Here is a 25,404-nt window from a genome sequence, read left to right on the forward strand (position 1 = left end):
GGTCTGAATGTCAGAGCTGTTGTCCGGAGAAATAGTTCATCCACAGATGTAACAAGGTATGAAAACGGAAGGAATCAGTCAGGTGTCATTTTTATTGATGATAAAGCATGATATCGTACGTTTTATAATCACTATTGGTACGGTTCAGGGATGCGTATCTCTTTTGTATTACTTTTGTTTTTGATTATCAGCCACCCTCTGCCTGCTCAAAGTACAGTTCTGCAGGTGGTGACAGAGTCATCGCCTCCTTATCACTACCTCAATAAATATGGCAGGGTAGACGGCGAGACTACGCACAAAGTAAAGGCTATCCTTGAGGCCGCCGGGGTAAAAGGAGAGTTTGCGTTATATCCCTGGGCCAGAAGTATCACAATGGCAGAACGTCAGGCTGGCACACTTATCTATTCCATTGCACGGACACCGGAGCGTGAAAAACAGTTTCACTGGCTGGCTGAAGTGTCGGCTTTTCATCTTGCCGTTGTTGGCCTCAAAAGCCAGCCCGTTGCAAACGGGGAACTTAAACAGGGTTATCTCACCAACTATACATTTGCCGTGCAACGGGACGACATCAGCTATCACTGGCTACAGCAACAGGGGTTCAGGGAAGGTCAGAACATGCTGGTATGTGCAGATATTCAGTGCTCGTGGGAGTATCTGTTGAGGGGGATGGTCGATTTTATCATCGAAGATCCTGCCCTGATTCCTGCAACGGCGAAGAAATTAAACGTGGACGGGGAGCAGCTCAATCCAATAATGGATATTCCCGAGCTTGCCGTAACCGGCTATCTGGCTGCCAGTAAAGACACGGATCCCGCTGTTGTGTCGCAACTGAAGGAAGCGGCACAACAGCTGGGCATGGGGGTTACTTCTGGTGACGGGCGCGTAGCACCGCAATAACATCTTTCATTGACATGTCGCTGGCCTGCAGCAGAACTGTCAGGTGATAAAGCAAGTCAGCTGCTTCGTTCTTCAGCTCTTCTTTATCCTGCACCGTTGCAGCAAGTGCAGTTTCGACGCCTTCTTCACCCACTTTCTGAGCGATGCGTTTAATGCCTTTGCTGTACAGTGAAGCGGTGTAACTTGACTCAGGGTCCGCATACTTACGCTCTGCCAGAACCCGTTCCAAATCACCCAGGAACGTATAAGCCGGCGCCTGATTATCGAACCAGCAGCTTTCCGTGCCGGTGTGGCAGGTCGGGCCTTTCGGACGGGCCAGAATAAGCAGGCTGTCGCTATCGCAATCGCTGCCCACTTCAATAAGGTTTAATACGTTGCCAGACTCTTCGCCTTTCATCCACAAACGCTGTTTGGAGCGGCTGAAAAAGGTGACTTTTTTCGAGTCCAGTGTGACTTCCAGCGCTTCCGGGTTCATATAACCCTGCATCAGTACTTTGCCGGTTACTGCATCCTGTACGATAGCCGGAAGCAGGTTATCCATTTTATCCCACGCCAACTGCGTCAGATTGTCTTTAGTAATAATCATTAAATTGTTCCTTAACGGCCGTGACGGATACACATGGGAATAGCCTGTGAAGCCAACGTGTCTTTCAGTTCGTGCATATCAATGATGCCCTTGTGAAACACCGACGCTGCCAGCGCGCCGTCGACGTCTGCCTGCTTGAATACGTCAGTAAAGTGTTCAATGGCACCGGCACCGCCAGAGGCGATGAGTGGTACCTTGCATACTTCACGCACGGCTTTCAGTTGTTCGATGTCATAACCTTTACGCACACCGTCCTGATTCATACAGTTCAGTACGATTTCACCGGCACCACGTGACTGCACTTCTTTTATCCAGTCGATGGTGTGCCACTGAGTTTGCTGAGTGCGGCTTTCGTCACCGGTAAACTTGTACACGTCGTAACGACCGTTGGCTACGTTGTAGAAGCTGTCGATACCAATGACCACGCACTGCTGACCATAAATGTCGTGCAGTTCGTTAATGAGGTCCGGATTAGAAAGCGCAGGGGAGTTAATAGAAATCTTGTCCGCGCCCATTTCTAAAATGCGTCCTGCGTCTTCTACCGATTTAATACCACCGGCAACGCAGAACGGAATGTCGATGACCTGAGCAATACGGCTCACCCAGCTTTTATCGACAACCCGTTGATCAGACGACGCGGTAATATCATAAAACACCAGTTCGTCGGCACCGGCTTTGGCATACTGTTCTGCCAGTGGCACAATGTCGCCAATGATTTCGTGGTTGCGGAACTGAACGCCTTTCACCACTTTACCATCACGTACGTCGAGACAGGGAATTATCCGTTTTGCCAACATGCAATAGCCTCCTCAACGGTAAATTTACCTTCCAGCAGGGCGCGGCCTAAAATCACGCCGCCTACATTGGCAGGACGCAGGGCACGAATGTCATCCAGGCCGCCAATGCCGCCGGAAGCTTGCCAGCTCACTTGCGGGAATTGGGCACATACGTCGGTGTATAAATCTACGTTGCTGCCCTGCAGGGTGCCGTCACGGCTGATATCAGTGCACAGCACGTGTTTCACGCCCACTTCCTGAAAATCTTTCAATAAGCCTTCCAGCGCCACGCCGGAGTCTTCCTGCCAGCCGTGGGTGGCAATCATTCGTTCACCGGCGTCGTTGATGTTGACATCCAGCGCCAGCACAATTTTCTCTGCGCCGTATTTCTGCATCCAGCATTTCACCAGTTCAGGCTGCTTTACTGCCAGAGAACCGATGACTACACGGCTTACACCAGAATCTAACAGTTGGGCCACGTCTTCTTCGCTGCGAATACCGCCGCCAGCCTGAAACTTCATGCGTTGGGTATCGACCATTTTACGAATAAGCGTAAGCTGTCGTTTGCTGGTGTCTTTGGCTCCGGTAAGGTCAACGATGTGTAGCCACTGCGCACCCTGATCGGCATAGTCATGCACCACGTCTACCGGATCTTTCTGGTACTGGGTTTTCTGGTTGTAGTCACCCTGGAACAGGCGCACCACGGCGCCGTCGATTAAATCAATTGCTGGAATAATCATTACATTTCCACAAAATTAGTCAGTAGTTGTGCGCCGGCTTCGCCGCTTCGCTCGGGGTGGAACTGCACGCCGAAGAAGTTATTGCTGTGCAGGGCGGCAGAAAACGTTTGGCCGTATTCACAGGTGGCCAGTGTTTTATCGTATACCGGCACCGCAAAGCTGTGCACAAAATAGAAATAGGTGTCAGCCGGAATGCCTTTGAACAGCGTGTTGCCCTCAAGCGGCGTTACCGTGTTCCAGCCCATGTGAGGCAGGCGTAAATCACCCGCTTGCAGGCGGGCAACATGACCTGGCATCAGGCCTAAACAGTCAATCTGCCCACTGCTGGTTTCATCCGAAGTTCCCACCATTAGCTGCATACCTAAACACACGCCGAGCACCGGTTGTTCCAGTGAACGAATGGTGTCGGAAAGGTTCTTGCCGTTAATGCTGCGCATGGCGGCATAGGCACTGCCAACGCCGGGCAGAAACACTTTGTCAGCGGCTTTAATAATGTCGAAATCATCAGATACATCCACCGTCACGCCCAGGCGCTCAAGGGCAAATTTAACCGATGAAATGTTCGCACAGCCGGTGTTAACAATAACAATCTTCTGCGCCATTACAGAGCTCCTTTACTGCTCGGCAAGGCATCGCCCTGACGGGTAATGGCCTGACGTAATGCACGGCCAAATACTTTGAACAGGCTCTCTACCTGGTGGTGCGCGTTACCTTCGCTGGTGGACAGGTGCAGGGACAGGCCCATGCTCTGCGCCAGTGAATAGAAAAAGTGCGGTACCATTTCGGTGGCCATTTCGCCAACCTGATCGCGGCTGAACTCGGCATCCATTTTCAGGTAAGGGCGGTTGGAAATATCCATGATGCACTCAGCACGACACTCATCCATAGGCAGTGCAAAGCCAAAGCGACCAATGCCGCGTTTATCACCCAGCGCTTTTTTCAGCGCGTCGCCAAGGGCCAGTGCTGTGTCTTCTACGCTGTGGTGATCGTCGATGTGCAGATCGCCGTCCACCGACACCTGCATTTCAAAACCGCCGTGGGTGGCAATCTGATCCAGCATGTGGTCGAAGAAGCCCATCCCGGTGTGGATTTGTGATTTTGCCGTCGAGTCTAAATCAACCCGCACACGGATATCGGTTTCTGAGGTTTTACGCACTACCTCGGCAATTCGGGAAGACGCCAGCAGGGCTTTCTCAATGTCTTTCCAGTTGTTGGTTTCCGGATTGTACTGGAACGATTTGATGCCCATGTTTTCGGCCAGCTGCACATCAGTGATGCGATCGCCAATCACGAAGGAGCGTGTGAAATCGATGCGGCCCTGTTGCAGGTAGTCTTTAACCAGCCCGAGGTTAGGCTTGCGGCAAGCACAATTTTCGTGGTCGAAGTGCGGACAAATCAGCACATCATCAAACGTGACGCCCTGCGATTCGAATACAGCCATCATCGCATTGTGCGGCTTGTCGAAATCTTCCTGCGGGAAGCTGTCGGTGCCCAGGCCGTCCTGATTCGACACCATCACCAGCGAGAAACCAGCAGCTTTAAGTTTCAGTAAAACAGGAATAACGTTTGGTTCAAAAACCAGCTTTTCCAGGCTGTCCAGTTGCTTATCTACCGGCGGCTCTTCAACCAGGGTTCCGTCACGATCGATAAATAAAATAGCTTGCTGACTCACTTGGAAGCTCCTGTCTGGGAAAAATAGTCATTAATCAACTGTATCAGGCGATCATCCTGCTCCGGGCTGCCGATGGTCACACGCAGGCAGTTTTCCAGATTCAGCTGTTTGGATTGGTCGCGAATAAGCATGCCGCGCTCAACCAGATATGCCATCAGTTCTTTGCAACGCGCGTAGCGGAAAAGTACGTAATTGGCTTTGGTGTCACCCACCATTTCGAATTCTTCAAACGCATTCAGTGCTTCCGTGAGACGAGCTTTCTCTGCGTTGAGAATGTCCACCTGTGCATGCAGGCGACCGATGTTTTCTTCGCTTAACGCCTCTGCAGCAATCTGCGCCACCGGATCCGGAATAGGATAGGGTGCAATTACTTTCATCAGCGCGGCAATCACGTCGTCATTGGCAATGGTGAAACCGCAGCGCAGACCTGCCAGCGCAAAGGCTTTGGACAGGGTTCGCAGAATAACCAGATTCGGGTAATCTGCCAGCTTGTTCGCCCAGGTGTTCTCTGCGTCAAACTCGATATAGGCTTCATCTACAACCACCAGCGCTTTATCGGTGAAGTGGCGAAGTACGATGTCTAAATCCTGTTTGGCGACTTGTGTACCGGTAGGATTATTCGGCGCACAGATAAACACCACATTGACGTCGTCATTGCTGCAAATGCCTTCCACATCCAGATTGAAGTCGGCTTTCAGTGGCACTTTTTTCACGCCAATATCGCAGGTCTCTGCACTGATGGCGTACATGCCATAGGTTGGCGGACAGATCAGAATACTGTCTTTACCCGGCGTACAGAAGGTGCGGATGAGCAGCTCTATGCCTTCGTCAGCACCACGGGTCACCATCAACTGGCTTTTCGCAACACCAGCGTAAGCTGCATAACCGTTAATCACGCCGTCGGGCTGACAGGACGGATAACGGTTAAAGTGGCTGCTGTCCACGTCGTAGTGGTTAGCAAATGGTGATTCGTTGGCATTAAGCCAGTCCTGACCACCGGCGTAAAGACGGCGCGCCGACTCATACGGTTTCAGCGGGATCAGGTTATCATTAATCAGTTGGTCGACCAGACTGCTCATTGGTCATTCCCCTTTTCAAGCTCTGCCATACGCAGTGCAACGGCCTGCTCGTGGGCATCGAGCCCTTCAGCACTGGCAAGCTTCATAATGGCTGGCCCGAGATTACGCATGCCGTCGGCAGACAGTTCCTGCACGGTGAAACGACGCATAAAATCAAGCAGACCTAAACTGGAATAGTTACGTGCATAGCCGTAGGTTGGCAGCACGTGGTTGGTACCCGAAGCGTAATCGCCTGCAGATTCCGGTGACCACTGGCCAACGAAAATAGAACCGGCGTATTTAATGTCGGTGAGCAATTCGCGGGCGTTGTCAGTTTGCACAATTAAGTGCTCCGGCGCGTACGCGTTGCTTACCTGCACCGCTTCGGCTACCGAGCCAGTCAGAATATAACGGGCATTTTCCATGGCCTGAGAAGCAATGCTGTTGCGGGACAGTTTTGTCAATTGCACTTCTACCTGCGCTTTAGTGGCTTCAATAAGCGCTTCACTGTCTGAAACCAGAATGGCCTGGGAATCCGGACCGTGTTCTGCCTGCGACAATAAATCCGAGGCCACAAAAGCGGCATTGGCATTGCCGTCAGCCAGCACCAGCACTTCTGAAGGACCGGCAGGCATATCGATAGCGGCACCGTCTGCGCGCTGACTGACCTGCTGTTTGGCTTCTGTCACAAAGCTGTTGCCGGGGCCAAAGATCTTGTCCACTTTAGCAATACTTTCTGTGCCGAATGCCATGGCGGCAATAGCCTGCGCTCCGCCACACAGGTAAATTTCTTCAATGCCACACAATGAAGCGGCAAGGGCAATTTCAGGCGCGATTTCACCGGCCTGATTAGGTGGCGTACACAGCACTTTGCGTTCGCAACCGGCAACAAGCGCCGGTACACCCAGCATCATCACGGTTGACGGTAACGGAGCACTGCCGCCAGGAATATAAAGACCGACAGCATCCAGCGCGGTAAAACGTTGCTCGCATACTACGCCCGGCGTAGTCGTCAGGGTGATATCCTGAGGTTTCTGCGCTTCGTGGAATTGTTTCACGTTGTTGAACGCAACCAGCAGGGCGTCTTTAACGTCAGCAGATACCCGTGCTGCCAGTTCGTCCCGCTTTGCAATAGAAAGGGGCAGGCTGTTCAGTGAAGTACAGTCGAATTTACGGGTGTATTCCAGCACCGCTGCATCGCCCTGTTGGCGTATCGCAGCGAGTATGTCTGCAACGGTCACCCGCAGACTGTCTGAGTTTTTCATTACCGGCCGGGCGAGGGCTTCTGTCTGCCCGGCAGGTGTAAGTGAGGACCAGTTGATCATGGCAGATTAACCCATCATTTTTTCAATTGGCATAACCAGAATAGAACGACAACCTAAGGATTTCAGTTTCTCCATGGTTTCCCAGAATAAGTCTTCAGGGCTGACCACGTGTACCGCTACCGCATCGTCAGACCCGGCAAGAGGCAGTACAGTAGGGTTCTCAGCGCCTGGCAGTAAACTCTTTACTTGTTCCAGGTAAGCTTTCGGCGCGTGCAGCATGATGTACTTACTTTCTTTGGCCTGAATGACGCCATCAATACGGGGCACAAGACGATTCACCAGCGCTTGTTTCTGCTCTGAAAGCGCACCGTCAGCACGTTGGATCAGCACCGCTTTTGAACGGAAAATAACGTCTTCTTCCACAAGTCCGTTAGCTTCCAGTGTGGCACCGGTTGAAACTAGGTCACAAATCGCATCGGCCACACCGGCGCGGGGAGCAACTTCTACTGAGCCGGTCAGCATAACCGCGCGGGCATTGATATTATTTTCTTTGAAATAACGCTCAAGCAGGTAAGGATAAGTCGTTGCTACCTTTTTACCTTCCAGGGACTGAATGCCTTCGTATTTCATTTCCTGCGGTACCGCGATGGACAAACGGCAACCACCGTAATCCAGACGACGCAGTACTTCAAAATCAGACGCTTTGCCGGCCGCCTGACGTTCCAGCATTTTCTCTTCTAATTCGTTTTCGCCGATAAAACCCAGGTCGACAATGCCGTCCATGACCAGACCCGGAATATCGTCGTCACGTACGCGCAGTAAATCGATAGGCTCATTAGTAGAATGGGCGATGAGAAGGCGGTCACGGATGTATAATTTAATACCAATCGCTTTTAGCAGCGCGATGCTGTCATCGCTGAGACGGCCTGATTTCTGAACTGCAATACGCAGACGTTTGCTGTCACCCATGTGAACATTCCTCTTTGTGTGAACCTGATTTGAAGCTGCTTAAACGAAAAACCCCCGGAAGTTTCCTTCCGGGGGTCGAGAATTTTTTATCTGCGCCACTGGAAGGAACAATAGACCTTCCAGCACGAACCTGAAAGGTTATGCTTTATGATGGTGGTGATGGTTAGCAGCGCAATTAAACATGTAAAATTCGTTTCCAATCTTTTTGACGCGGCAAACAGTAGCTAATTGAGTGATCTAAATCAACCCCAAAAAGCCATAATAAGGGAATTATTATACTAAATGTTTGGTCATAAGTTATATCTTACTGTTCGAAACGGGTTAAAACTTGCGACAGTGAAATAAATGTCATCAAAAATGCGAATAATGGCGTGTTCTTATTTACGAGGAGGTGAGGGTGAGCAACGACCTTATTTTTCCTATTCTGCCGAGAGAGGGCAAGGTGCCGGTTAAACCGGATGACCGCGTAAAGAAAGTCAGTAAGGAAGCGGAAACCAAAGGCCTGGGTGAAGATGAGCGTTATGAGCACGACGAGGAGCGTCGTGTGGCTGAAAAGCAACAACGTGACAACGGGCATCATCACGATGATAAAGCGGATCAACACGATGAAAATGCCAAAGAAAATCAGCCGGTCAGTTCCGGACACAAGGCTGACAACAGTCAGGAGCCCTCTTCAGACAATAAAGACAGTAAAATAAAGCATTTAGATATCTATATCTGATCCAATTTTGTCTGGTGTTCCGGTAAATATCCGCTAGTATAAAAATTGACCTGTAGGGCTTGCGCCGGTGATACAGGAGAACTAACAATAAATACTACGGACAGATACTATGAAGAAATCACTGCTGCTGATTGCGATGGCAATTACACATACCTGCCTGAATGCTGCAACTTTAAACGTTGACGATCTGGCTATCCCTCATACCCGTTATCAATTGGACAACGGCCTCACATTACTGGTCCACGAAGATCACAAAGCGCCCATTGTCGCGGTCTCTGTTTGGTACAACGTGGGGTCTAAAGATGAGAAACCCGGTAAAACCGGCTTCGCTCACCTGTTTGAACACCTTATGTTTAACGGCTCGGAAAACTACGACGGCGAATACTTCAAGCCCTTTGACCAGGTAGGCGCCACCGATATGAACGGTACCACCTGGTTTGACCGCACCAACTACTTCCAGAATGTTCCGTCTACCGCCGTCGACCTTGCGTTGTGGATGGAATCTGATCGCATGGGGCATCTGCTCGGTGCCATCACACAGGAAAAGCTGGATAACCAGCGCGGCGTAGTACAGAACGAAAAACGTCAGGGCGACAACACGCCGTACCGTAAAGCTGAATACAGTTTGCTGGAAGGCATTTTTCCTGAAGGCCACCCGTACCGCTGGAGCACTATCGGCTCCATGGAAGATTTGAATGCAGCCAGTCTGGATGACGTAAAAGTCTGGTTCGAGCAATATTACGGTGCTGCCAATACTGTCATTGTTCTCGCCGGCGATATCACGCCGGAAGTTGCAAGGGAGAAAGTAGAGCATTACTTTGGTGATATTCCTCCGGGACCGCCCTTAAAACGTCTGAAATCCTACGTGCCGGTTAAAGACTTCAACAGCTATGAAGAACTGTTCGACAAGGTGGCGGCTGAGCGCATCTACCGGGTCTGGCCGGTAGCCGGACGGGTAGATGATGATACTGAAGCACTGAATTTGCTGGCCAAAGTGATGGGAGAAGGCAAAACCTCACGCTTGTATCAGCGCCTGGTGGAAGAAGAAAAGCTGGCAACCGGTATTGACGCTTATTTAGAAGAGCATACGCTGGCAAGTATCTTTACCCTCGAAGTGACGCTCGGTGCAAATGCTGATGAAGATAAAGTGTCTGCGATTATTGATGAAGAAATTGCCGCTCTGCTTGCCAAACCGGTAAGTAAGCAGGAACTGGAAGGGGCGCGGATGCGCACGCTTTCCCGCACTATACGCGGTATGGAGAAGATTGGTGGCTTCGGCGGAAAGGCTAATGTTCTGGCAGAAGGCGAGTTATATGCCGGCGATTCAGACCACTATATGAAAAGCCTGAAGCGCTATTCAGAGGCAACACCAAAGGAGCTCAATAACGTCGCTAAAAAATGGCTCGATCTTCCTTATCATCAGTTGATTGTCCGCCCGTTTCCGAATTATGCAGCAAGTACAGAAGGGGCAGACCGCTCTGCATTACCGGAAGTGACAGAAATGCCCGCGCTGTCGTTCCCTGAGGCAGAGGAATTTACCCTGGATAACGGGTTGCAGGTCTATTTTGTTAAGCGGGATGCCGTGCCTGATGTTTCTCTGCGTATCGTGTTCGACAGTGGTTATGCTGCCGACGCGTATGGCTATCCATTGGGTTCATCATCAATGACCATGCGCATGCTGGAAGAAGGCTCCGGTAAAATTGATGGTGAAGCTTACAAAACGAAGATGGACATGTTGGGCGCTGCCAGCTATTTTGGCGGCTCGCTGGACAGTTCTTATGCACATTTACAATCTCTTACCGCGAACTTAAAGCCTGCATTGTCACTTTTCAGCAGCGTGGTAAAAAATCCTGCCATGCGGGAAAGCGATCTGGAAAAGCTTAAGCCGATCTGGCTGTCGGATATTGCTCAGGAAAAATCTCAGCCGGTACAACTGGCGGTCCGGGAATTGCCGCCCTTGCTGTATGGAAAAGATCATCCATACGGTATGCCGCTGACAGGTTCCGGCACCAATGAGTCAGTCAGTGAAATTTCCACCAAAACACTTAAGGAATTCCATAGTACCTGGATACGCCCGGACAATGCGAAAATCATTGTTGTGGGTGACATCGAAAAATCAGCACTCCAATCCATGTTGAATGACAGTCTGGGTGACTGGAAAGTCAGTGGTAAAGCCGGAGAAAAGCGCATTGCTGATGTGCCGCAGGTGAAAGGCCGTACATTCTACCTGGCCGACCGTCCTGATTCTCCCCAGTCGCTTATACTGGCCGGTAAACTCATCCCGCCTGTATCAGATAAAAGCACACTGGCTATCGAAACGGCTAATGCCATTGTAGGCGGTAAATTTACCGCCCGCCTGAATATGAATTTGCGGGAAGATAAAGGCTGGGCTTACGGTGCACGCAGCCTTGCGATGACAACACTGGGGCAGCGTCCGTGGTTTGTGTACGCGCCGGTACAGAGTGACAAAACCGTCGAATCGGTTAACGAAATAGACCGCGAGATGAAAGAATACAATGGTGACAATCCGGCAACGGAAACGGAACTGACCGAAACCGTTACGACTGAAATCCGTAAGTTACCGGGCTTATTTGAAACAAACGGTAGTGTGCTGTCAGAAATTGAGTCCAGTCTGAAAGAGGGTAAGCCGCTCAACTATCCTATGTTATTACAGCAGGAGTATGACAAGCTCACCCTGGAAGACGTCAGGGCGCAGTCCGGTTTGTTCACTACTGATAATGTCATTTATCTGATTGTGGGTGACGCTGCACTTTACAAGAACGAACTGGAGACAATGGGTAAAGTGGTGATGCTGGAAATAGAGTAAGCTCCCGTCCGGCAACAAATGGGTGGTGCCCCGGAAGCGCTTTGAAATTCAGCGTTATGAACATAAATGCTTTGAACGTTAACGCTCTGAATTAAAAACGAAAGGCCCGCTCTAAATAGAGCGGGCCTATTTGTTATTCACAATCACGGGTGGCGCCACGTGTTAGTTAGTTAAACCAGTGCCGCGTTCTGTTTGCGAAGCCTACCAGCGACAGCATCACAGGCACCTCTACCAGCACGCCGACGACAGTAGCCAGTGCGGCTCCCGAGTGGAGACCAAACAATGAAATTGCCACGGCAACAGCCAGTTCAAAGAAGTTTGACGTGCCAATCATGCATGCCGGGGCGGCAACATTGTGGGGCAATCCCATTCGCTTAGCCAGCCAGTAAGCCAGAAAGAAAATGCCGTAGGTCTGAATAAGCAGCGGTATGGCAATTAATACAATGGCCTGCGGATCTGCAATGATAGTTTCAGACTGAAAGCCGAATAGCAGTACGACAGTAGCCAGCAACCCGACAATTGACCAGGGCTTCATGGTGTCAAGAAATTGTGTCAGGCGCTGGTGGTTGTCCTTACTGTCCAGTACTTTCCGTGTACTCACACCGGCTACAAGAGGGATCACAACGTACAGCACGACAGATAATAGCAGCGTGTTCCAGGGAACAGTAATATCGGTAACGCCCAGCAGAAAGGCCGCTAACGGCGCAAAGGCGAAAATCATGATGATATCGTTCACGGAAACCTGCACGAGGGTATAGTTGGCATCACCCTTTGTGAGCTGACTCCACACAAACACCATAGCTGTGCAGGGGGCCACACCAAGAAGGATCATACCGGCTACGTATTCGCCCGCTGTTTGCGGATCGACCCAGTCTGCAAAGATGCCTTTAAAGAACAGCCAGCCCAGAAAAGCCATGGAAAAAGGCTTAAGCAACCAGTTGATGATAAGGGTCAGAACCACGCCTTTGGGTTTCTTCCCTACATCTTTAACCGAGGTGAAATCTACCTGCACCATCATCGGGTAAATCATCAGCCAGATGAGTACGGCGATTACCAGATTCACATGTGCATATTCAAGCCCTGCTACAGTAGCAAACAAGTCCGGAAACAAACTGCCTGCAAGCAAGCCTGTAACAATCGCAAGTGCAACCCAGACTGAGAGGAAGCGTTCAAATAATCCCATGGTTCAATATCCTAAATCGATTTTTGATTAACGCGCTTGCTCAGTGCCTCTGCACTTTCCACCCGCTCAGAATAGCGATCGACAAAAAAGTCTTTATTGCCACGAAGCAGCAGGGTGAATTTCATTAACTCTTCCATCACATCCACGATGCGGTTGTAGAACGGGGAAGGTTTCATACGGCCGTCTTCTTCAAATTCGAGGAAGGCTTTGGGTACCGACGACTGATTAGGTATGGTAACCATACGCATCCAGCGACCCAAAATTCGCATCTGATTGACTGTGTTAAATGACTGCGAACCACCGCAGACCTGCATCAGCGCCAGCGTTTTACCCTGAGTCGGGCGGACGCCGCCGATACTTAACGGCACCCAGTCTATCTGACTTTTGAAAATGCTGGTCATGGCACCGTGACGCTCCGGCGAGCACCACACCTGACCTTCTGACCACATCATTAATTCACGAAGTTCTTTCACTTTCGGATGATGTTCATCTCCGGTGTCGGTTTGCGGTAAACCTTCCGGATTAAAAATACGTGTTTCCGCCCCCATGGCGGTAAGCAAACGGGCGGCTTCTTCTACAGCAAGGCGGCTGAACGAGCGCTCACGCAGAGAACCGTATAGAAGTAGTATTCGCGGCTTATGTTCAGAGGCGCCCGGCAAACAGGCATCAAAAACCGGTGTTTGCCAGTGTGAAGTATCGATATTGGGCAAATCAGAAGCTGGGGATGTCCCGGACTCTTTTGACATCAGTGTTGCACTCCTAAATCCGTGAGAGCCTTGCGCAGAGCTTCAGTATCACCTGCTTTTTCAGCAATGGTCAGCAACTGTTTTGCTCTTTCTTCAATAATGCGGATGCAGCTTAAAAAGGCTGCGCGGATCTCTTCAGTGGTACCACTTTCTTTCGATGGATCTGACAGACCCCAGTGAACTTTGACACTGTTACCGAACCAGACCGGGCAGGTCTCACCCGCTGCTGAGTCACATACCGTAATGACAACATCGGCGCTAAAGTCTTCGAATTCGTCCCATGACTGGCTTTGTAAGCCCGCTGTACTGTAGCCGGATTCCTCCAGGTATGTCACAGACAGCGGGTGTACTTCACCCACCGGCTGGCTGCCGGCGCTGCGAGCTTCAATGATGCCGCGGCCAATCTGGTTGGTGATGGCTTCGCTAAGGATACTCCGGCACCGGTTGTGGGTGCAGATAAACAGAATTTTCATAAGTGTGTTCCGGTTAAAAATTTAATTACAACAATCGTTGCCGTTAAGCTGGCATTGCTTAAAAGTCGCCAATAACGCTTCGAAGTCTTCGCTGTTACTTTTGCTGGCGCTTGCAATCACAGATTTTGCCCATGCCGGCAGTTCGGGATGAAGGCGGTAGTACACCCATTTGCCACGGCGTTCATCCAGCAAAATGTTGCATTTACGTAGTGATGCCAGGTGACGGGATGTCTTGGGCTGATCCAATTTCAGGGTTTCCATCAGCTCGCACACGCAGGCTTCACCAAACGTATGGATAAGCACAACGGATTTCAGCCGGGTATCGTCGGCCAGACATTTAAACAGTTGCAGCGCATTCATAAGTTGATACATGTGAAATAATACATATGTGAAATTTCACATGTTTAGGGGTGAGAGTCAATGATAGTTTTGTGAAGTTTTCACCGGGATAAGAAAGAAAGGAAGGGCAAGGGCGCGAAAAGATGTTACCGCTGAATCTGCCCGTGTTGCACTTTCAGCTCCGGCCACTCAGCCAACCACGATTTATTTTTTACCCGTGAATCAAAGGTTGCCTTTGCTGCCAGCGGATTGCGGGTGATGGTATTGTTGTAGTTGTGACTTAATCCATAAGCACTGAATACTTCGATATTTCCGTTGTGAAGTCTGGCTGCGACAGTAGTTTCAATTTCAATCCAGTGTGAAACCGCATCCGGGGTACTGCTGAATGGCGGACGTTCATGTTTATCATGCATACGTGCCTGGTTACGGACTTCCCAGTTCAGCGCCGGCATGACGGTGTTCAACCGGCCTGTGTGCACAGTTTCGGCTTCAACAGAAACGTTGTCACTATCGAAGTACACGACATCCACGTCATTAAGGGGAGTGGGAATGCTGCGCCGGTGAGTGTGATCCCAGATGAGGTTTCTGATGAATCCGGCGCCAATCCAGCAGTCCGGTAACGATAAGGCCGCTACGGCTTGCAGAGCTGCATACCGCAACGGATCATCCTTTAAAAGTTGCACGGTTAAATCGCGCAGCGCTGTTTCATTTAGTTGAGTTGTTTGTCTGGCCAGAATTTGGTGCCTTTTACCGAAGCCTGCAGAGCAAGACCGGATTCCGTCATTGTGTAAACGGTAATATCACCTAAATACCCTTCACCTTCAACCGACATACCTTTTTGACCAGCCTTTGCAGTGGCATCTGCGTTACCCCCTGCGGTCCAGCCGTTCTCAATAAAGTAGTTAATGGCTTTTTGAGAATGAAACACCAGCACAATGCGGTAATCTTTTGCTCCGATCCCCAGTCCCACGCCGCCCTCGGCCATATTCATGTATGTCTGGTGGCCGGTTGTGTTGTTGTTAACTACACCGTAACCGGTGCCGGCTGAAACAAAGATAATATTCACATTCGCATTGCTGAAAACGGCATAGCCGGGCGCTGTTTCTATTTGCGCTTTTACATCGGGTTTTTCTTTGTAGAGTTTCGCCAGCGCCACATCCTGCATGGTTAGTATGGCGTCCCGCTTTTCAGCAACGGTGCCACTGCCCATGGAAGCGCAGCCTGATACCAGCATCAGTACACCGGCAGCGAACACAATACGTTTGGTTTTTATCATTCTAATCAGATTTATCATGCTATTACTCCTGTAAGAACCTGTCTGAATGCAGACGAGGCAATAAGCAACTTCAGATCTGACAGAACAAAGCAATTAGCGTGCTTAGTTTTATAAAGTCTTTTTATTCAATGTGTTATGTGTGATTCGGGAAGGATGTAGCCGGAAAGGAAGGGGGGCGATGGCGCAATTTACAGACACTCGTCCGCAAATTGCGCCAAACCTGATCATCAGAAGCGGTAGCGTCTCAGTTGCTCCCGCATTTGTTCAATCTGCTCAACCAGCGCTTCACAGTTATCAGATACCTCGCGGGCATGTTGCTCATTTTCACTACCAACCTGCTGAATGCTGTTGAGTCTTTTGGATACATCTTGCGATACTGCGGCCTGCTGTGTGGCCATTGATGCGGTTTCCTGATTCAGGGAAGTAATGGTTGCGACGGCGGACAGTGCTTTTTGCAACGTCTCTCCGGCTTTTTGTGTCACTTCCACGGTTGCAAATGCATTGTCTTTATTCGACTGCATGCGCTCAGACGCATCGCGGCTGCCTTGTTGCAGGCGTTCAATCATGACGCGGATTTCTTCAGTAGAGCTTTGGGTACGGCTTGCCAGTGAGCGAACTTCATCTGCGACCACCGCAAAGCCCCGGCCCTGTTCTCCGGCACGGGCGGCCTCAATGGCTGCATTCAGAGCCAGCAAATTGGTTTGTTCGGCAATATTGCGGATAACATCCATGACACCACTGATTTCCTCACTGGAGCGGGCCAGATCGGTAATTACCTGTACTGAGGCATCCACTTCCCGGGCCTGTTTCTCTATGTCTTTGATAGTCGCTTTCAGTACATTAACACTGTTACGGGTGTCAGCGTCGGCCGCATTTGCAGCATCGCTGGCATGATGAATATTTACTGAGACCGCTTCCGCGCTTTGTTGCAGCTCAGTGATGGCACTGGTGATCGCACTGGTTTCGTCAGATAAGGATTTCACGGTTTTCTGTGCGCTGGTGGCTGTTCTGTTCAGCACCTGTGATTTAGACTGCATAGCCTGAGTGGCACTGTCGACGTTTTGTAACGTGGACTGCAGTTGTGCCAGTAATTTATTGAAGGCCTGTGCCATGCGGCCAAATTCATCATTCTTTTTGTTTTCGAAGCGGAAAGTCAGATCGCCTTCACCGCCGGACAAACTGTTGACAACCTGATTAAACTCATCCAGAGGCTGACTCACATAACGTTTCACCAGGATAACCAGACTGATGAGAACAATGCTACTCGCCACCAGTACTTTAATCAGCAAAACGAAAAGCGCTGTGCTGAGCATGGACGTTTTCTCACTGTTCGATTCCACCAGCAAGATGTCGTAGCCCCAGTGGCTGAATGGCACAACGGTATGGCGATGAGAAATCTTCGCTTTATGGACATGCAAACTCCGTTAAAACAGTCAGACGCTTAAACTTTCCGGACAGCACCGGCAGCAGAGGCGACCTGAATACAAGTCGCTCTGGTTAACTGGCATATTTTGTTGATTTAAACGTAGTTTAAAATTTCAGAACAGTAATGATTATTTTGTCTGAAATCGTCTTTACGCTTACATATATCGGCGGGTAATACTTATTTATTAACTTTAATGACTGAATAACCTTCACTTTCAAGCATGGCGATAACGCCTTCGGCACCGGCCATATGCATGGTGCCAACCAGTACAAACTCTGTTTCCGGCGTGGTCAGGTACTCTTCAATGTGCGGGAGCCACGCTTTATTTCTGTTCGTCAGCATTTCATCGTACACCTCAGGATAGTCTGTTTTGAAGCTTTCCATGCTGTCGTTATACAGAGCCTGCATGTCACCGGTCAGCCAGTTTTCCTTCATCGGTTCCAGTGAGTCATTCATGGTTTCTAACTCTTCCAGGGTGTAGCGGATGTAGGCATCTTCGTCACCTTCACTCAGTCCGGCCAGCATCATTAATTGCTGCTCAGGCGTTTCAAACCAGCCTACAGACTTCTGGTCTTCCGTCGCGCGGGCGAAAAAGTATTTGTCGACCCCCTGACTGGTTAAACCTGCCCGCTGCATTTCCAGCATAGACAGCGAAATACCAAGAAATGATGCCTTCATCTTGCTTACCTGAGCTACCGGAATACCTCTTTCAGAGAGCCAGTCAGACAGCATACTGAAAGTTTCTTCAGATAAATCATCTTTGATTGTGCGTCCGTCCTGATAAGTCATCAGTTGCAATGTTTTACGGGTGAAATCCGGCGTATCCAGGGCATCCAGATCGGTTTCGAATATGACTTTACCGGATGCTTTATAAGCGATGTCATATTCTGCCGGTAGCGGATAGTCCTGCGGGCTGAGGATATGCAGTGTGCCACCGATATAGACGGTATTCCCGTTCTTGCTCACCTCCCAGACGGATGCTGAGAAAGCAGTAAGCGGCGTGGCCATACCCCATAAAGCCACTGCGGCTATAAAACCCTTTTTTAATCCGGTGAAGGCTGTTCGCATAATACTGAGTCCTTTGCTACGATTCCTCTTATAATGTGCTATGCAATTTACTGTTAAAGCTGTAAAAGTACAATTCTCAAATGTTTGTTTTCACCTGCGAAAGCCATCGCGGTGTAATTTCTGGATAAGTAGTCTGTCTGTGTTAAGTATCATCCGTCAGTTTTCCGTTCCCTCTGCGCTGATCATCCTCTGGTTTATTGTTTTGTTTATGCAACCGGATCCGGCTGGCATCGTGGCAGAAAATGGTGCTTTTGCGTTACTCGGTGTTATCGGTGCTGTGTTTGCGAATGCAACCGGGGCCGGTGGCGGCGTTGTTTTTGTGCCGGTGTTCCACCATCTGGATTTTTCCCCTCAGAACATTGTGGCAACCAGTTTTGCCATTCAGTGCTGCGGTATGACGGCCGGTGCATTGAGCTGGTGGGCGTTTTTTCGAAACAAAGAAAAGCATAACGAGAACTGGCAAATGTTACCGCAGGTGGTGGCACTTACAGTGCCGGCTTCGGTGTGCGGTATCCTGATGGCACAGTTTGCTGCCGGCAGCATTCCGTTGTTGTCTTTCATTCAGGGTAACGTGAATGATTTGCACCTGGGCTTCGGTATTTTCTCTATTTTTCTGGCTCTGGTCATTTTTGCCAGTATCCCGTTATTAAAGAAAACCCGGTTCAGAAGTAGCCTCTCCATGGCTGAAACTGCGCTGTTGCCCGTGGTGGCGTTTGTTGGCGGAGCTGTAACCGCATGGTTGTCTGTCGGCGTCGGTGAGCTTGTTGCTGTATTTCTTATTCTGAGAGGCTTTCACGTTACCATGGCAATTGCTGTCGCTGTGATGCTGACTGCGTGTTCAGTATGGGGCGGGGTGATTTACCATGTCACTGAATCCTTAGCCATTGTCTGGCCGGTGGTATTGTTTGCCGGAGCAGGTGCAATCATTGGCGGCAGACTGGCTAAATATGTTGTGCTGGCATTTTCCGTACAGAAATTAAAATTGTTTTTCGGTTTGTGGGTATTACTGCTGGGGATCAGCGGATTGCCGGTATTCTGAACGGAAAACTTTTCATCGGGAATGACGTATCAATGCTATGAGATTGATTTTTAACGCCCGGAGAACATTATGGCTGCAGATTTTTTACCGCAAAACCGTTATCAGGTTGCGCAACCCGCGTGGTCTGAAAACGCGGTCATCTATCAGGTCAATACCCGCCAGTTCAGTGCTGAAGGAAATTTTCAGGGCGTAATTAAAGGTCTTGAGCATATCAAAGCGCTGGGCGCAGACATCATTTATCTCATGCCGGTACAGCCCATCGGTATCAAAAACCGCAAGGGGGCACTGGGCAGTCCCTATTCTGTAAAAGATTACTTTGCCATTAATCCCGAGTTCGGAGACGAGAACAGTTTCGCCGCACTTGTCAGTGAAATTCACCGGCTTGATATGAAGGTGATTCTCGACTGGATCCCTAATCACAGTGCCTGGGATAATCCCCTCACCGTGTCACATCCTGACTGGTATGCAAAAGATTATCAGGGTAATTTCAGACCGTCACCGTGGTGGGACTGGGACGATATTATTGAGTTTGATTACAGTGTGCCGGCGTTGCGCCGTTACATGACTGAGGCAATGTGTTACTGGGTAGAACGGTTTGATATTGACGGTTTTCGCTGCGATGTTGCAGGTTACGTACCCAATGATTTCTGGGCTCAGGCCAGAGCCGCGCTGGATGCTATTAAACCGGTTTTCATGCTGGCTGAATGGGAGAACCGCGACCTTCACGAACAGGCATTCAATATGACCTATGCCTGGAGCTGGAACGAGGCTATGCACGATATTGCTCAGGGCAGGGCACCGCTGGACAGATTGAGAAAATACTATTCCTGGAACGAGCGCAGCTGGCCGGAGTCAGCCTACCGGATGACATTCGTCAGCAATCATGACAAAAATGCCTGGGATGGCACGCAGCATGAACAATTCGGACAGGCTCTGGAGGCTGCTATTGTGTTGTCTGTCACCGGCGAAGGTATGCCGCTTATTCACAATGGTCAGGAAGCGGGTGAAAACAAACGTCTGGCCTTTTTTGAACGGGATCCCATCGACTGGCAGGACCATGCCATCGGCGATCTTTACCGTGAACTGATTAGTTTGAAAAAGCGGGTGAAGGCATTGTGGAACGGAAAAGCCGGTGCAACCATGTTGCAGGTGAACAGCAATGATCTGAAACGGGTTTTCAGTTACGTGCGCGTGCAGGGAAAGGAGAAAATTCTGGTGGTGCTTAACTTATCTCCGGATACCGTTTCACCCACCTTTGATGCCGGTCTGTATAACGGCCAGTACCGCGACGTGCTGAACCGTCAGGACATCGTGCTTGATGCTGCTCAGCCGCCTATTTTGGCCCCCTGGGCCTATCGTGTTTACGAGGCGATTTGAACATGAATTAAACTGGCCGGCCGGTCAGTGAATTCCTGCCCCATTTAGCTGATAATTCTGGCATACTACGCGCTTTGAATTTTTAGTGTTTGTTTATGCCTTCTGTATCTTCCCTGTTTACTGCTGACGGTTTACTGGCTAAGGCCATTCCGGGGTTTTCTCCCCGCGCCGCCCAGACGGATATGGCGCTGGCTGTGAAGTCAGCGCTGGACAATCAGCATTCGCTGATTGTTGAAGCCGGCACAGGAACAGGCAAAACCTTCGCTTATCTCGGTCCGGCATTGCTGGCTGAAGGTAAAGCAATCATTTCTACCGGAACGAAAAATCTGCAGGAGCAGCTTTACCACCGTGATTTGCCGGTGGTTAAAAAAGCGCTGGGCTCCCGCAGAAAAACAGCGTTATTAAAGGGCCGTTCGAATTATTTGTGTCTGCACCGCATGGGTCAGCACGGCGGTAATTCCACGCTGGTGGAAAAAGAAGTACTCGGTCAGCTTTCAACGGTGAGAAGCTGGGCCGAGACCACCAAAACCGGTGATACCGGTGAACTGAAAACGTTGCCGGAAGATGCCAAAGTACTGCCGTTGATCACCTCAACAGTAGACAATTGCCTGGGACGTGATTGTCCCGAATATGAAGAATGTTATCTGGTAAAAGCCCGACGCAAAGCGTTGGAGGCCGATATCATTGTGGTCAATCATCACCTGTTTTTTGCTGACATGGCGCTTAAGGACACAGGCTTCGGTGAACTCATCCCTGAAGCGGATGCCATCATATTCGATGAGGCTCACCAAATCCCTGATATCGCCAGCGATTATTTCGGTGAATCCTTGTCCAGCCGTCAGTTACAGGAACTGGCAAAAGATATTAACGTGCTTTACCGCACAGTGCTGAAAGACGCAGAACAGCTGGATAAAGCCGCAGAAAAATGCCGGATTGCATCAGCCGATCTGCGCTTGCTGTTTCCGGAAAATCCTGAAAGAGGCAACTGGGCCGAAGCGCTGGACAGAGATGACATACAAACTCAGGTCGCCAGATTAAAAGACGGCATCGGTGTGCTTCATGAAGTGATCAAACTGCACCTTGGCAGAGATAAAGATCTGGATAATATTTACGAACGGGTAGTGCAGACAAGGGAACAGCTTGACGCGTTATGTGATGCTGAACAGCAGGGTGTGAGCTTGTGGTATGAAACCACGCAAAGACACCTTATCCTGCATCTCACGCCGTTATCCATTGCTGCTAAGTTCCGCCGGTTTATCAATGCCGTGCCAAGGGGATGGGTTTTCACGTCTGCAACCCTGACTGTCGATGGCGGCTTTACCCATTTCCAGAAACGGATGGGACTGGACGATGCCAAAACTCTGGAACTGGAAAGTCCGTTTAACTACAAAGACCAGGCAATGCTCTGTGTGCCGAGGTTCCTGCCGGAGCCGAACAGCTTTGCCATGAAAGACACGTTGTTCGAAACGGCAAAACGTCTGATTAAGGCCAGTAAAGGCCGCTGTTTCTTGCTTTTCACCAGCCACGCCATGCTCCGTGAAATCGCCAAAAGGCTGGAGTTTGAGGTACCTAACAAGCTGCTGGTGCAGGGAACGACGACAAAGCAGGCACTGCTGGATGCTTATCTGGCAGATGAAAGTGCGGTGTTGCTCGGGACCGGTGCGTTCTGGGAAGGGGTTGATGTTCGCGGTAATGACCTTATATGCGTGATGATTGATAAACTGCCATTTGCTTCACCGGATGATCCGCTGTTACAGGCGCGCATGGAAGATGTGAAAAAGCGGGGAGCGAATCCTTTCGCTGCAATTCAGATCCCGCAGGCAGTCATCACGTTAAAGCAGGGGGCGGGACGGCTTATCCGTGATCCCACCGACAAAGGCGTACTGGTTATTTGTGATAACCGTCTGGTGACCAAACCCTATGCACAAACATTTGTATCAAGTTTACCTGATATGCAGAGAACACGTTCGCTGGACAAAGTTGAATCGTTTCTGCAAGCGATTAAATAGCCCGGAGTTTTATGATTTTACTTGCCATTGATACCGCTACTGAAGCCTGCTCTGTTGCGGTGAAAACCGAAAACGGTATTTTTCACCGTTTCGAAATTTGTCCGCAGCAACATAGTCAGCGATTGTTACCTATGGTTGATGAGGTAATGAAAGAAGCCGGTGTGAGCTTAAAAGACACCGGCGGGCTGGTTTACGGTCGCGGGCCCGGCAGTTTCACCGGCGTTCGCATTGCCACCGGCATGATACAGGGACTGGCTCTTGGCACGGGCCTGGAAGTGGCAGGTGTCAGCACCCTTACAGCGATGGCGCAGCAGGTGATAGATACGCAGGGTGCCGGCCGTATTGCCTGCGCCATTGATGCGCGCATGGGTGAAGTGTACTTTGCACAATTTTCTAATGTAAACGGTCAGGCTGAGTTAACCGGTGAAGAGCTGGTATGTCCGCCCGAACACGCTGCAACGCTGCTCTCCGGAGATTTTGCCCGTGCCGGAACCGGCTGGATGGCCTATGATGAACTTAAGCAGTTTGGTGATGAGCCACCGCAAGTACTGTATCCCGACGCATTGCACATGCTGAAACCCGGCGAAGGGATGTTTGCCGGAGGCATGGCCACCGGTGTGGATACCATTGAACCTGTTTATCTGCGGGATAAAGTGACGTGGAAAAAGCTTCCCGGCAGGGAATAGTGGTGCGTTTTTTGCGTGACATTGTATTCGGGCTAAAATAAGCTTAAATATTCAGTAAACGCCACTCAGCGTTGCTTACAGCTTACTTAAACCCGTTGTCAGCTAACCGTCAATTACAAAAACAGGAACTCATACAGCGTGGAAATTCAGTCCGGCTTCAGTATTATCAGACCTGATCAGGCGCCCAGCCGGGAGCAGCCTGAGAAAGTGGATGCCAGACAGAAAGAACCTGTTCAAAGTGTTGAAGGTATCGTTGTACCTGAACCGGTGCGCAGCAGCCAGTCTGATGATGTACTGAACTCTGCAAAGAAATTTCAGCAGCAAACCGGTTACGACCAGCCGGAAGGCAAAGGTCAGCAGGCCACTGCTGCCTACCAGAGCCTTGAACGGGAAGCACAGCGGGATTCTATCCGTCAGCTCCTCGGTGTAGACATTTACGCCTGATCTCCTTATTCTTGAATCTGGTCTGCTCACCCCGATTAGTTTCGTTTTTCAGGCCATTGTTCAGGTTGCATTCAGTTTGCAACGTCATAATTAATAAAGTTTATCTTTTAGCATTCCGGGGCGTTTATGTTGCGTAAAATTTTTCTGCTGGTGGCGGTAGTCTTAGCAACCGGTTGTACCATTATTCCTGAAGATATCCGCGTACCGGACGACACCAATCTGGTCTCCTACAACAAAGCGGTTACCGGCGGTGACGGCGTGAAGGGCAAAATGGCCCGTTGGGGCGGTGTGATCGTTGGCGTGGAGAACAAGGAAAACAAGACCTGGGTTGAAGTGGTCAATTTTCCTCTGAATCACTACGGGCGTCCGAATACGTTTGAAGAAACCATCGGCCGCTTCAAAGTGGAACTTGATGGTTTTGTTGATCCGATTAATTTCGAAGAAGGCCGCTCCGTCACCTTCATCGGTGCTGTGGAACGACCTGTTGCCGGTATGGTCGGTGAACAGCCTTACATGTATCCGCGCATCAAGGGTGAAAACTTTCATATGTGGCGTCAGGATTCACTGAACTACGTACACCCCATGTTTTTTGACTACCGTATGGGCTGGTACTCACCGTTCTACTATTCATTTTACCGTCCGTATTATTCGCCCTATACGTTCGGCGTCGGTTTCTCCCGCGGGTATTACAGAAGTGCTTATCCCAATGTCTCGCCGGTACGGGTTTCCGTTACCCGCAGCGGCAACAAGGGTACGATCAGCCGGCCTTCAACATCGACCCGCAGCAGCGTAAGCAGACCGGTTACCAGAACTTCCACGCCGGCTAATGGCGGCGCAAGTCAAAATCTGAAGTAATCCGGCGGCAGGTTTATTCCTTATAAAGCGGCAATTCATTGCCGCTTTTTTCTTATTTTTGCCGCATCCGGAGGGCGTAAACATGTTAGAAACCGAATTTCAGGCCGGTGAACTCAAACTGGCTGCACTGGACAATCAGGGAGCCGGTACTGTTGTTATCGGTTTGCACGGCTATCTCGATAATGCTGCATCACTGGCGCCGCTGGCGCCTTATCTGCAATCCTGCCGCTTCATTGCACTGGATTTACCGGGACACGGTCAGTCAGCCCACCGGCCGGCCGGTGCCCATTACCACCAATTTGATTTCCTGCAGGATTTATACGCGCTCATCAAAGAGAATCAGTTTGAAAATGTGGTCCTGCTGGGTCACTCACTGGGCGGTATTCTGGCGACACTTTATGCTGCTGTGTTTCCTGAACAGGTGAAAGCAGTGATTTCCATAGATGCCTGCGGACCGCTTACTCTGGATCCGCAAACAAGCGCTGAACAGGTCAGGGAGTCTGTCATCAGTCGTGATAAGAAGCGGCGGAACAAACTGAATATGGTGGATTTGGATGCTGCGGTGAAAGCCCGTTGCGCTGTTGCTGATATCCGGCCTGAGCATGCCCTGGCAATTCTATCGCGTAATCTGACGCAGGATGCATCCGGCCATTGTTTCTGGGCGAGCGACCCCCGCGTGCGTACAAAATCTACCCTGCGGCTGACTGAGCCACAGGCAGAGGCGTTCATGCGAAGCATTGAGTGTCCGGTATTGTTTCTGGCAGCGGACAGCAGCTTTAAAAAGGTTGAGCAGGTTTATGCGAAAAGGCACAACTGGTTTAGTTACAGTCAGTGTAAAACTTTTACAGGCGGCCACCACATTCATATGGAAAAAACAGACGAAATTGGCTGCGAAATTCGTCAATTTGTTGAGCAATTGTAAATAGTGGCGTTTATCTTTTCTTTATCATCCTATAATATACGGAAGAAATC

At 50.1% G+C, this 25,404-nt stretch carries 26 protein-coding genes and 1 other annotated feature; of the genes, 10 read left to right on the forward strand and 16 right to left on the reverse strand.

Annotated elements, in window-relative coordinates; all coding sequences use genetic code 11:
• The first annotated feature begins 150 nt into the window (after window positions 1-150).
• A complete protein-coding gene (locus ACXAG2_RS17390) occupies window positions 151-897 on the forward strand; it encodes a substrate-binding periplasmic protein (RefSeq protein ID WP_474869062.1) in 747 nt (248 codons plus the stop codon).
• Here the strand turns inward: ACXAG2_RS17390 and hisIE are convergent.
• From hisIE to hisG, 8 genes are read right to left on the reverse strand one after another with little or no spacing between them, the layout of a single operon-like run.
• Window positions 863-1,483, reverse strand: coding sequence for a bifunctional phosphoribosyl-AMP cyclohydrolase/phosphoribosyl-ATP diphosphatase HisIE (hisIE, locus tag ACXAG2_RS17395; protein ID WP_474869065.1), 621 nt, complete (start codon window positions 1,481-1,483; stop codon window positions 863-865). The genes ACXAG2_RS17390 and hisIE overlap by 35 nt on opposite strands.
• A gap of 11 nt (window positions 1,484-1,494) precedes the next feature.
• A complete protein-coding gene (gene hisF / locus ACXAG2_RS17400; protein ID WP_474869067.1) occupies window positions 1,495-2,280 on the reverse strand; it encodes an imidazole glycerol phosphate synthase subunit HisF in 786 nt (261 codons plus the stop codon).
• On the reverse strand, window positions 2,262-2,999 hold the full coding sequence (hisA, locus tag ACXAG2_RS17405; protein ID WP_474869070.1) for a 1-(5-phosphoribosyl)-5-[(5-phosphoribosylamino)methylideneamino]imidazole-4-carboxamide isomerase: 738 nt from the start codon (window positions 2,997-2,999) through the stop codon (window positions 2,262-2,264). The genes hisF and hisA overlap by 19 nt, the downstream gene beginning before the upstream one ends.
• Complete coding sequence (gene hisH / locus ACXAG2_RS17410) at window positions 2,999-3,601, reverse strand: imidazole glycerol phosphate synthase subunit HisH (RefSeq protein WP_474846535.1); 603 nt, start codon at window positions 3,599-3,601, stop codon at window positions 2,999-3,001. The genes hisA and hisH overlap by 1 nt, the downstream gene beginning before the upstream one ends.
• The gene (gene hisB / locus ACXAG2_RS17415; protein ID WP_474869073.1) at window positions 3,601-4,671 is read right to left on the reverse strand and encodes a bifunctional histidinol-phosphatase/imidazoleglycerol-phosphate dehydratase HisB; all 1,071 of its coding nucleotides are present in this window, start codon (window positions 4,669-4,671) and stop codon (window positions 3,601-3,603) included. Before hisB ends, hisH begins: the two co-directional genes overlap by 1 nt.
• Window positions 4,668-5,750 (reverse strand): histidinol-phosphate transaminase, encoded by a 1,083-nt coding sequence (gene hisC, locus ACXAG2_RS17420; RefSeq protein WP_474869076.1) that lies wholly within the window; start codon window positions 5,748-5,750, stop codon window positions 4,668-4,670. The genes hisB and hisC overlap by 4 nt, the downstream gene beginning before the upstream one ends.
• Window positions 5,747-7,054: a histidinol dehydrogenase gene (gene hisD / locus ACXAG2_RS17425; protein ID WP_474869078.1), complete on the reverse strand. Its 1,308-nt coding sequence runs from the start codon at window positions 7,052-7,054 to the stop codon at window positions 5,747-5,749. Before hisD ends, hisC begins: the two co-directional genes overlap by 4 nt.
• A 6-nt stretch (window positions 7,055-7,060) precedes the next feature.
• Window positions 7,061-7,963: an ATP phosphoribosyltransferase gene (hisG, locus tag ACXAG2_RS17430; RefSeq protein ID WP_119501875.1), complete on the reverse strand. Its 903-nt coding sequence runs from the start codon at window positions 7,961-7,963 to the stop codon at window positions 7,061-7,063.
• A gap of 46 nt (window positions 7,964-8,009) precedes the next feature.
• Window positions 8,010-8,126 (reverse strand) — a sequence feature (His leader region).
• Between the two features lie 234 nt (window positions 8,127-8,360).
• On the opposite strand from hisG, the gene ACXAG2_RS17435 reads away from it, so the two are divergent.
• Window positions 8,361-8,684 (forward strand): hypothetical protein, encoded by a 324-nt coding sequence (locus tag ACXAG2_RS17435; protein ID WP_474869080.1) that lies wholly within the window; start codon window positions 8,361-8,363, stop codon window positions 8,682-8,684.
• Window positions 8,685-8,793: 109 nt separating this feature from the next.
• Window positions 8,794-11,511 carry a M16 family metallopeptidase gene (locus ACXAG2_RS17440; protein ID WP_474869083.1) on the forward strand — a complete coding sequence of 906 codons (2,718 nt, stop codon included), beginning with the start codon at window positions 8,794-8,796 and terminating at the stop codon, window positions 11,509-11,511.
• Window positions 11,512-11,677: 166 nt separating this feature from the next.
• Here ACXAG2_RS17440 and arsB read toward each other — a convergent pair whose 3' ends face one another.
• The 8 genes from arsB to ACXAG2_RS17480 all read right to left on the reverse strand — a co-directional run bounded on the left by arsB (window position 11,678) and on the right by ACXAG2_RS17480 (window position 18,022).
• Window positions 11,678-12,694: an ACR3 family arsenite efflux transporter gene (gene arsB / locus ACXAG2_RS17445; RefSeq protein WP_474869084.1), complete on the reverse strand. Its 1,017-nt coding sequence runs from the start codon at window positions 12,692-12,694 to the stop codon at window positions 11,678-11,680.
• A gap of 11 nt (window positions 12,695-12,705) precedes the next feature.
• Window positions 12,706-13,440: an arsenical resistance protein ArsH gene (gene arsH / locus ACXAG2_RS17450; protein ID WP_474846520.1), complete on the reverse strand. Its 735-nt coding sequence runs from the start codon at window positions 13,438-13,440 to the stop codon at window positions 12,706-12,708.
• Window positions 13,440-13,913, reverse strand: a complete 474-nt coding sequence (locus ACXAG2_RS17455; RefSeq protein ID WP_474869087.1) for an arsenate reductase ArsC — start codon at window positions 13,911-13,913, stop codon at window positions 13,440-13,442. The genes arsH and ACXAG2_RS17455 overlap by 1 nt, the downstream gene beginning before the upstream one ends.
• A gap of 21 nt (window positions 13,914-13,934) precedes the next feature.
• Window positions 13,935-14,273 carry a metalloregulator ArsR/SmtB family transcription factor gene (locus ACXAG2_RS17460; RefSeq protein WP_474869089.1) on the reverse strand — a complete coding sequence of 113 codons (339 nt, stop codon included), beginning with the start codon at window positions 14,271-14,273 and terminating at the stop codon, window positions 13,935-13,937.
• Between the two features lie 125 nt (window positions 14,274-14,398).
• Window positions 14,399-14,911: a nucleotidyltransferase family protein gene (locus tag ACXAG2_RS17465; protein ID WP_474869092.1), complete on the reverse strand. Its 513-nt coding sequence runs from the start codon at window positions 14,909-14,911 to the stop codon at window positions 14,399-14,401.
• A gap of 50 nt (window positions 14,912-14,961) precedes the next feature.
• The gene (locus ACXAG2_RS17470) at window positions 14,962-15,528 is read right to left on the reverse strand and encodes a lipid-binding SYLF domain-containing protein (RefSeq protein WP_303575479.1); all 567 of its coding nucleotides are present in this window, start codon (window positions 15,526-15,528) and stop codon (window positions 14,962-14,964) included.
• Window positions 15,529-15,755: 227 nt separating this feature from the next.
• The gene (locus ACXAG2_RS17475) at window positions 15,756-16,946 is read right to left on the reverse strand and encodes a methyl-accepting chemotaxis protein (RefSeq protein ID WP_474869094.1); all 1,191 of its coding nucleotides are present in this window, start codon (window positions 16,944-16,946) and stop codon (window positions 15,756-15,758) included.
• Between the two features lie 185 nt (window positions 16,947-17,131).
• The gene (locus ACXAG2_RS17480) at window positions 17,132-18,022 is read right to left on the reverse strand and encodes a TraB/GumN family protein (RefSeq protein ID WP_474869096.1); all 891 of its coding nucleotides are present in this window, start codon (window positions 18,020-18,022) and stop codon (window positions 17,132-17,134) included.
• Window positions 18,023-18,161: 139 nt separating this feature from the next.
• Here ACXAG2_RS17480 and ACXAG2_RS17485 point away from each other — a divergent pair, with 139 nt between their 5' ends.
• The 7 genes from ACXAG2_RS17485 to ACXAG2_RS17515 all read left to right on the forward strand — a co-directional run bounded on the left by ACXAG2_RS17485 (window position 18,162) and on the right by ACXAG2_RS17515 (window position 25,354).
• Complete coding sequence (locus ACXAG2_RS17485; RefSeq protein ID WP_474869097.1) at window positions 18,162-19,061, forward strand: sulfite exporter TauE/SafE family protein; 900 nt, start codon at window positions 18,162-18,164, stop codon at window positions 19,059-19,061.
• 69 nt (window positions 19,062-19,130) lie between these two features.
• Window positions 19,131-20,438, forward strand: coding sequence for an alpha-amylase family glycosyl hydrolase (locus ACXAG2_RS17490; protein WP_474869100.1), 1,308 nt, complete (start codon window positions 19,131-19,133; stop codon window positions 20,436-20,438).
• A 95-nt stretch (window positions 20,439-20,533) separates the two neighbouring features.
• On the forward strand, window positions 20,534-22,447 hold the full coding sequence (locus ACXAG2_RS17495; protein WP_303575410.1) for a DNA repair helicase YoaA: 1,914 nt from the start codon (window positions 20,534-20,536) through the stop codon (window positions 22,445-22,447).
• Between the two features lie 11 nt (window positions 22,448-22,458).
• Window positions 22,459-23,133: a tRNA (adenosine(37)-N6)-threonylcarbamoyltransferase complex dimerization subunit type 1 TsaB gene (gene tsaB, locus ACXAG2_RS17500; protein ID WP_474869103.1), complete on the forward strand. Its 675-nt coding sequence runs from the start codon at window positions 22,459-22,461 to the stop codon at window positions 23,131-23,133.
• Between the two features lie 138 nt (window positions 23,134-23,271).
• A complete protein-coding gene (locus ACXAG2_RS17505; RefSeq protein ID WP_474869106.1) occupies window positions 23,272-23,577 on the forward strand; it encodes a hypothetical protein in 306 nt (101 codons plus the stop codon).
• A 126-nt stretch (window positions 23,578-23,703) separates the two neighbouring features.
• Window positions 23,704-24,432 carry a Slp family lipoprotein gene (locus ACXAG2_RS17510; protein ID WP_474869108.1) on the forward strand — a complete coding sequence of 243 codons (729 nt, stop codon included), beginning with the start codon at window positions 23,704-23,706 and terminating at the stop codon, window positions 24,430-24,432.
• Between the two features lie 82 nt (window positions 24,433-24,514).
• Window positions 24,515-25,354 carry an alpha/beta fold hydrolase gene (locus tag ACXAG2_RS17515; RefSeq protein WP_474869110.1) on the forward strand — a complete coding sequence of 280 codons (840 nt, stop codon included), beginning with the start codon at window positions 24,515-24,517 and terminating at the stop codon, window positions 25,352-25,354.
• The last annotated feature ends 50 nt before the right edge of the window (window positions 25,355-25,404 follow it).

The sequence above is a fragment of the Alteromonas sp. ABH4_456 genome, assembly GCF_056160645.1.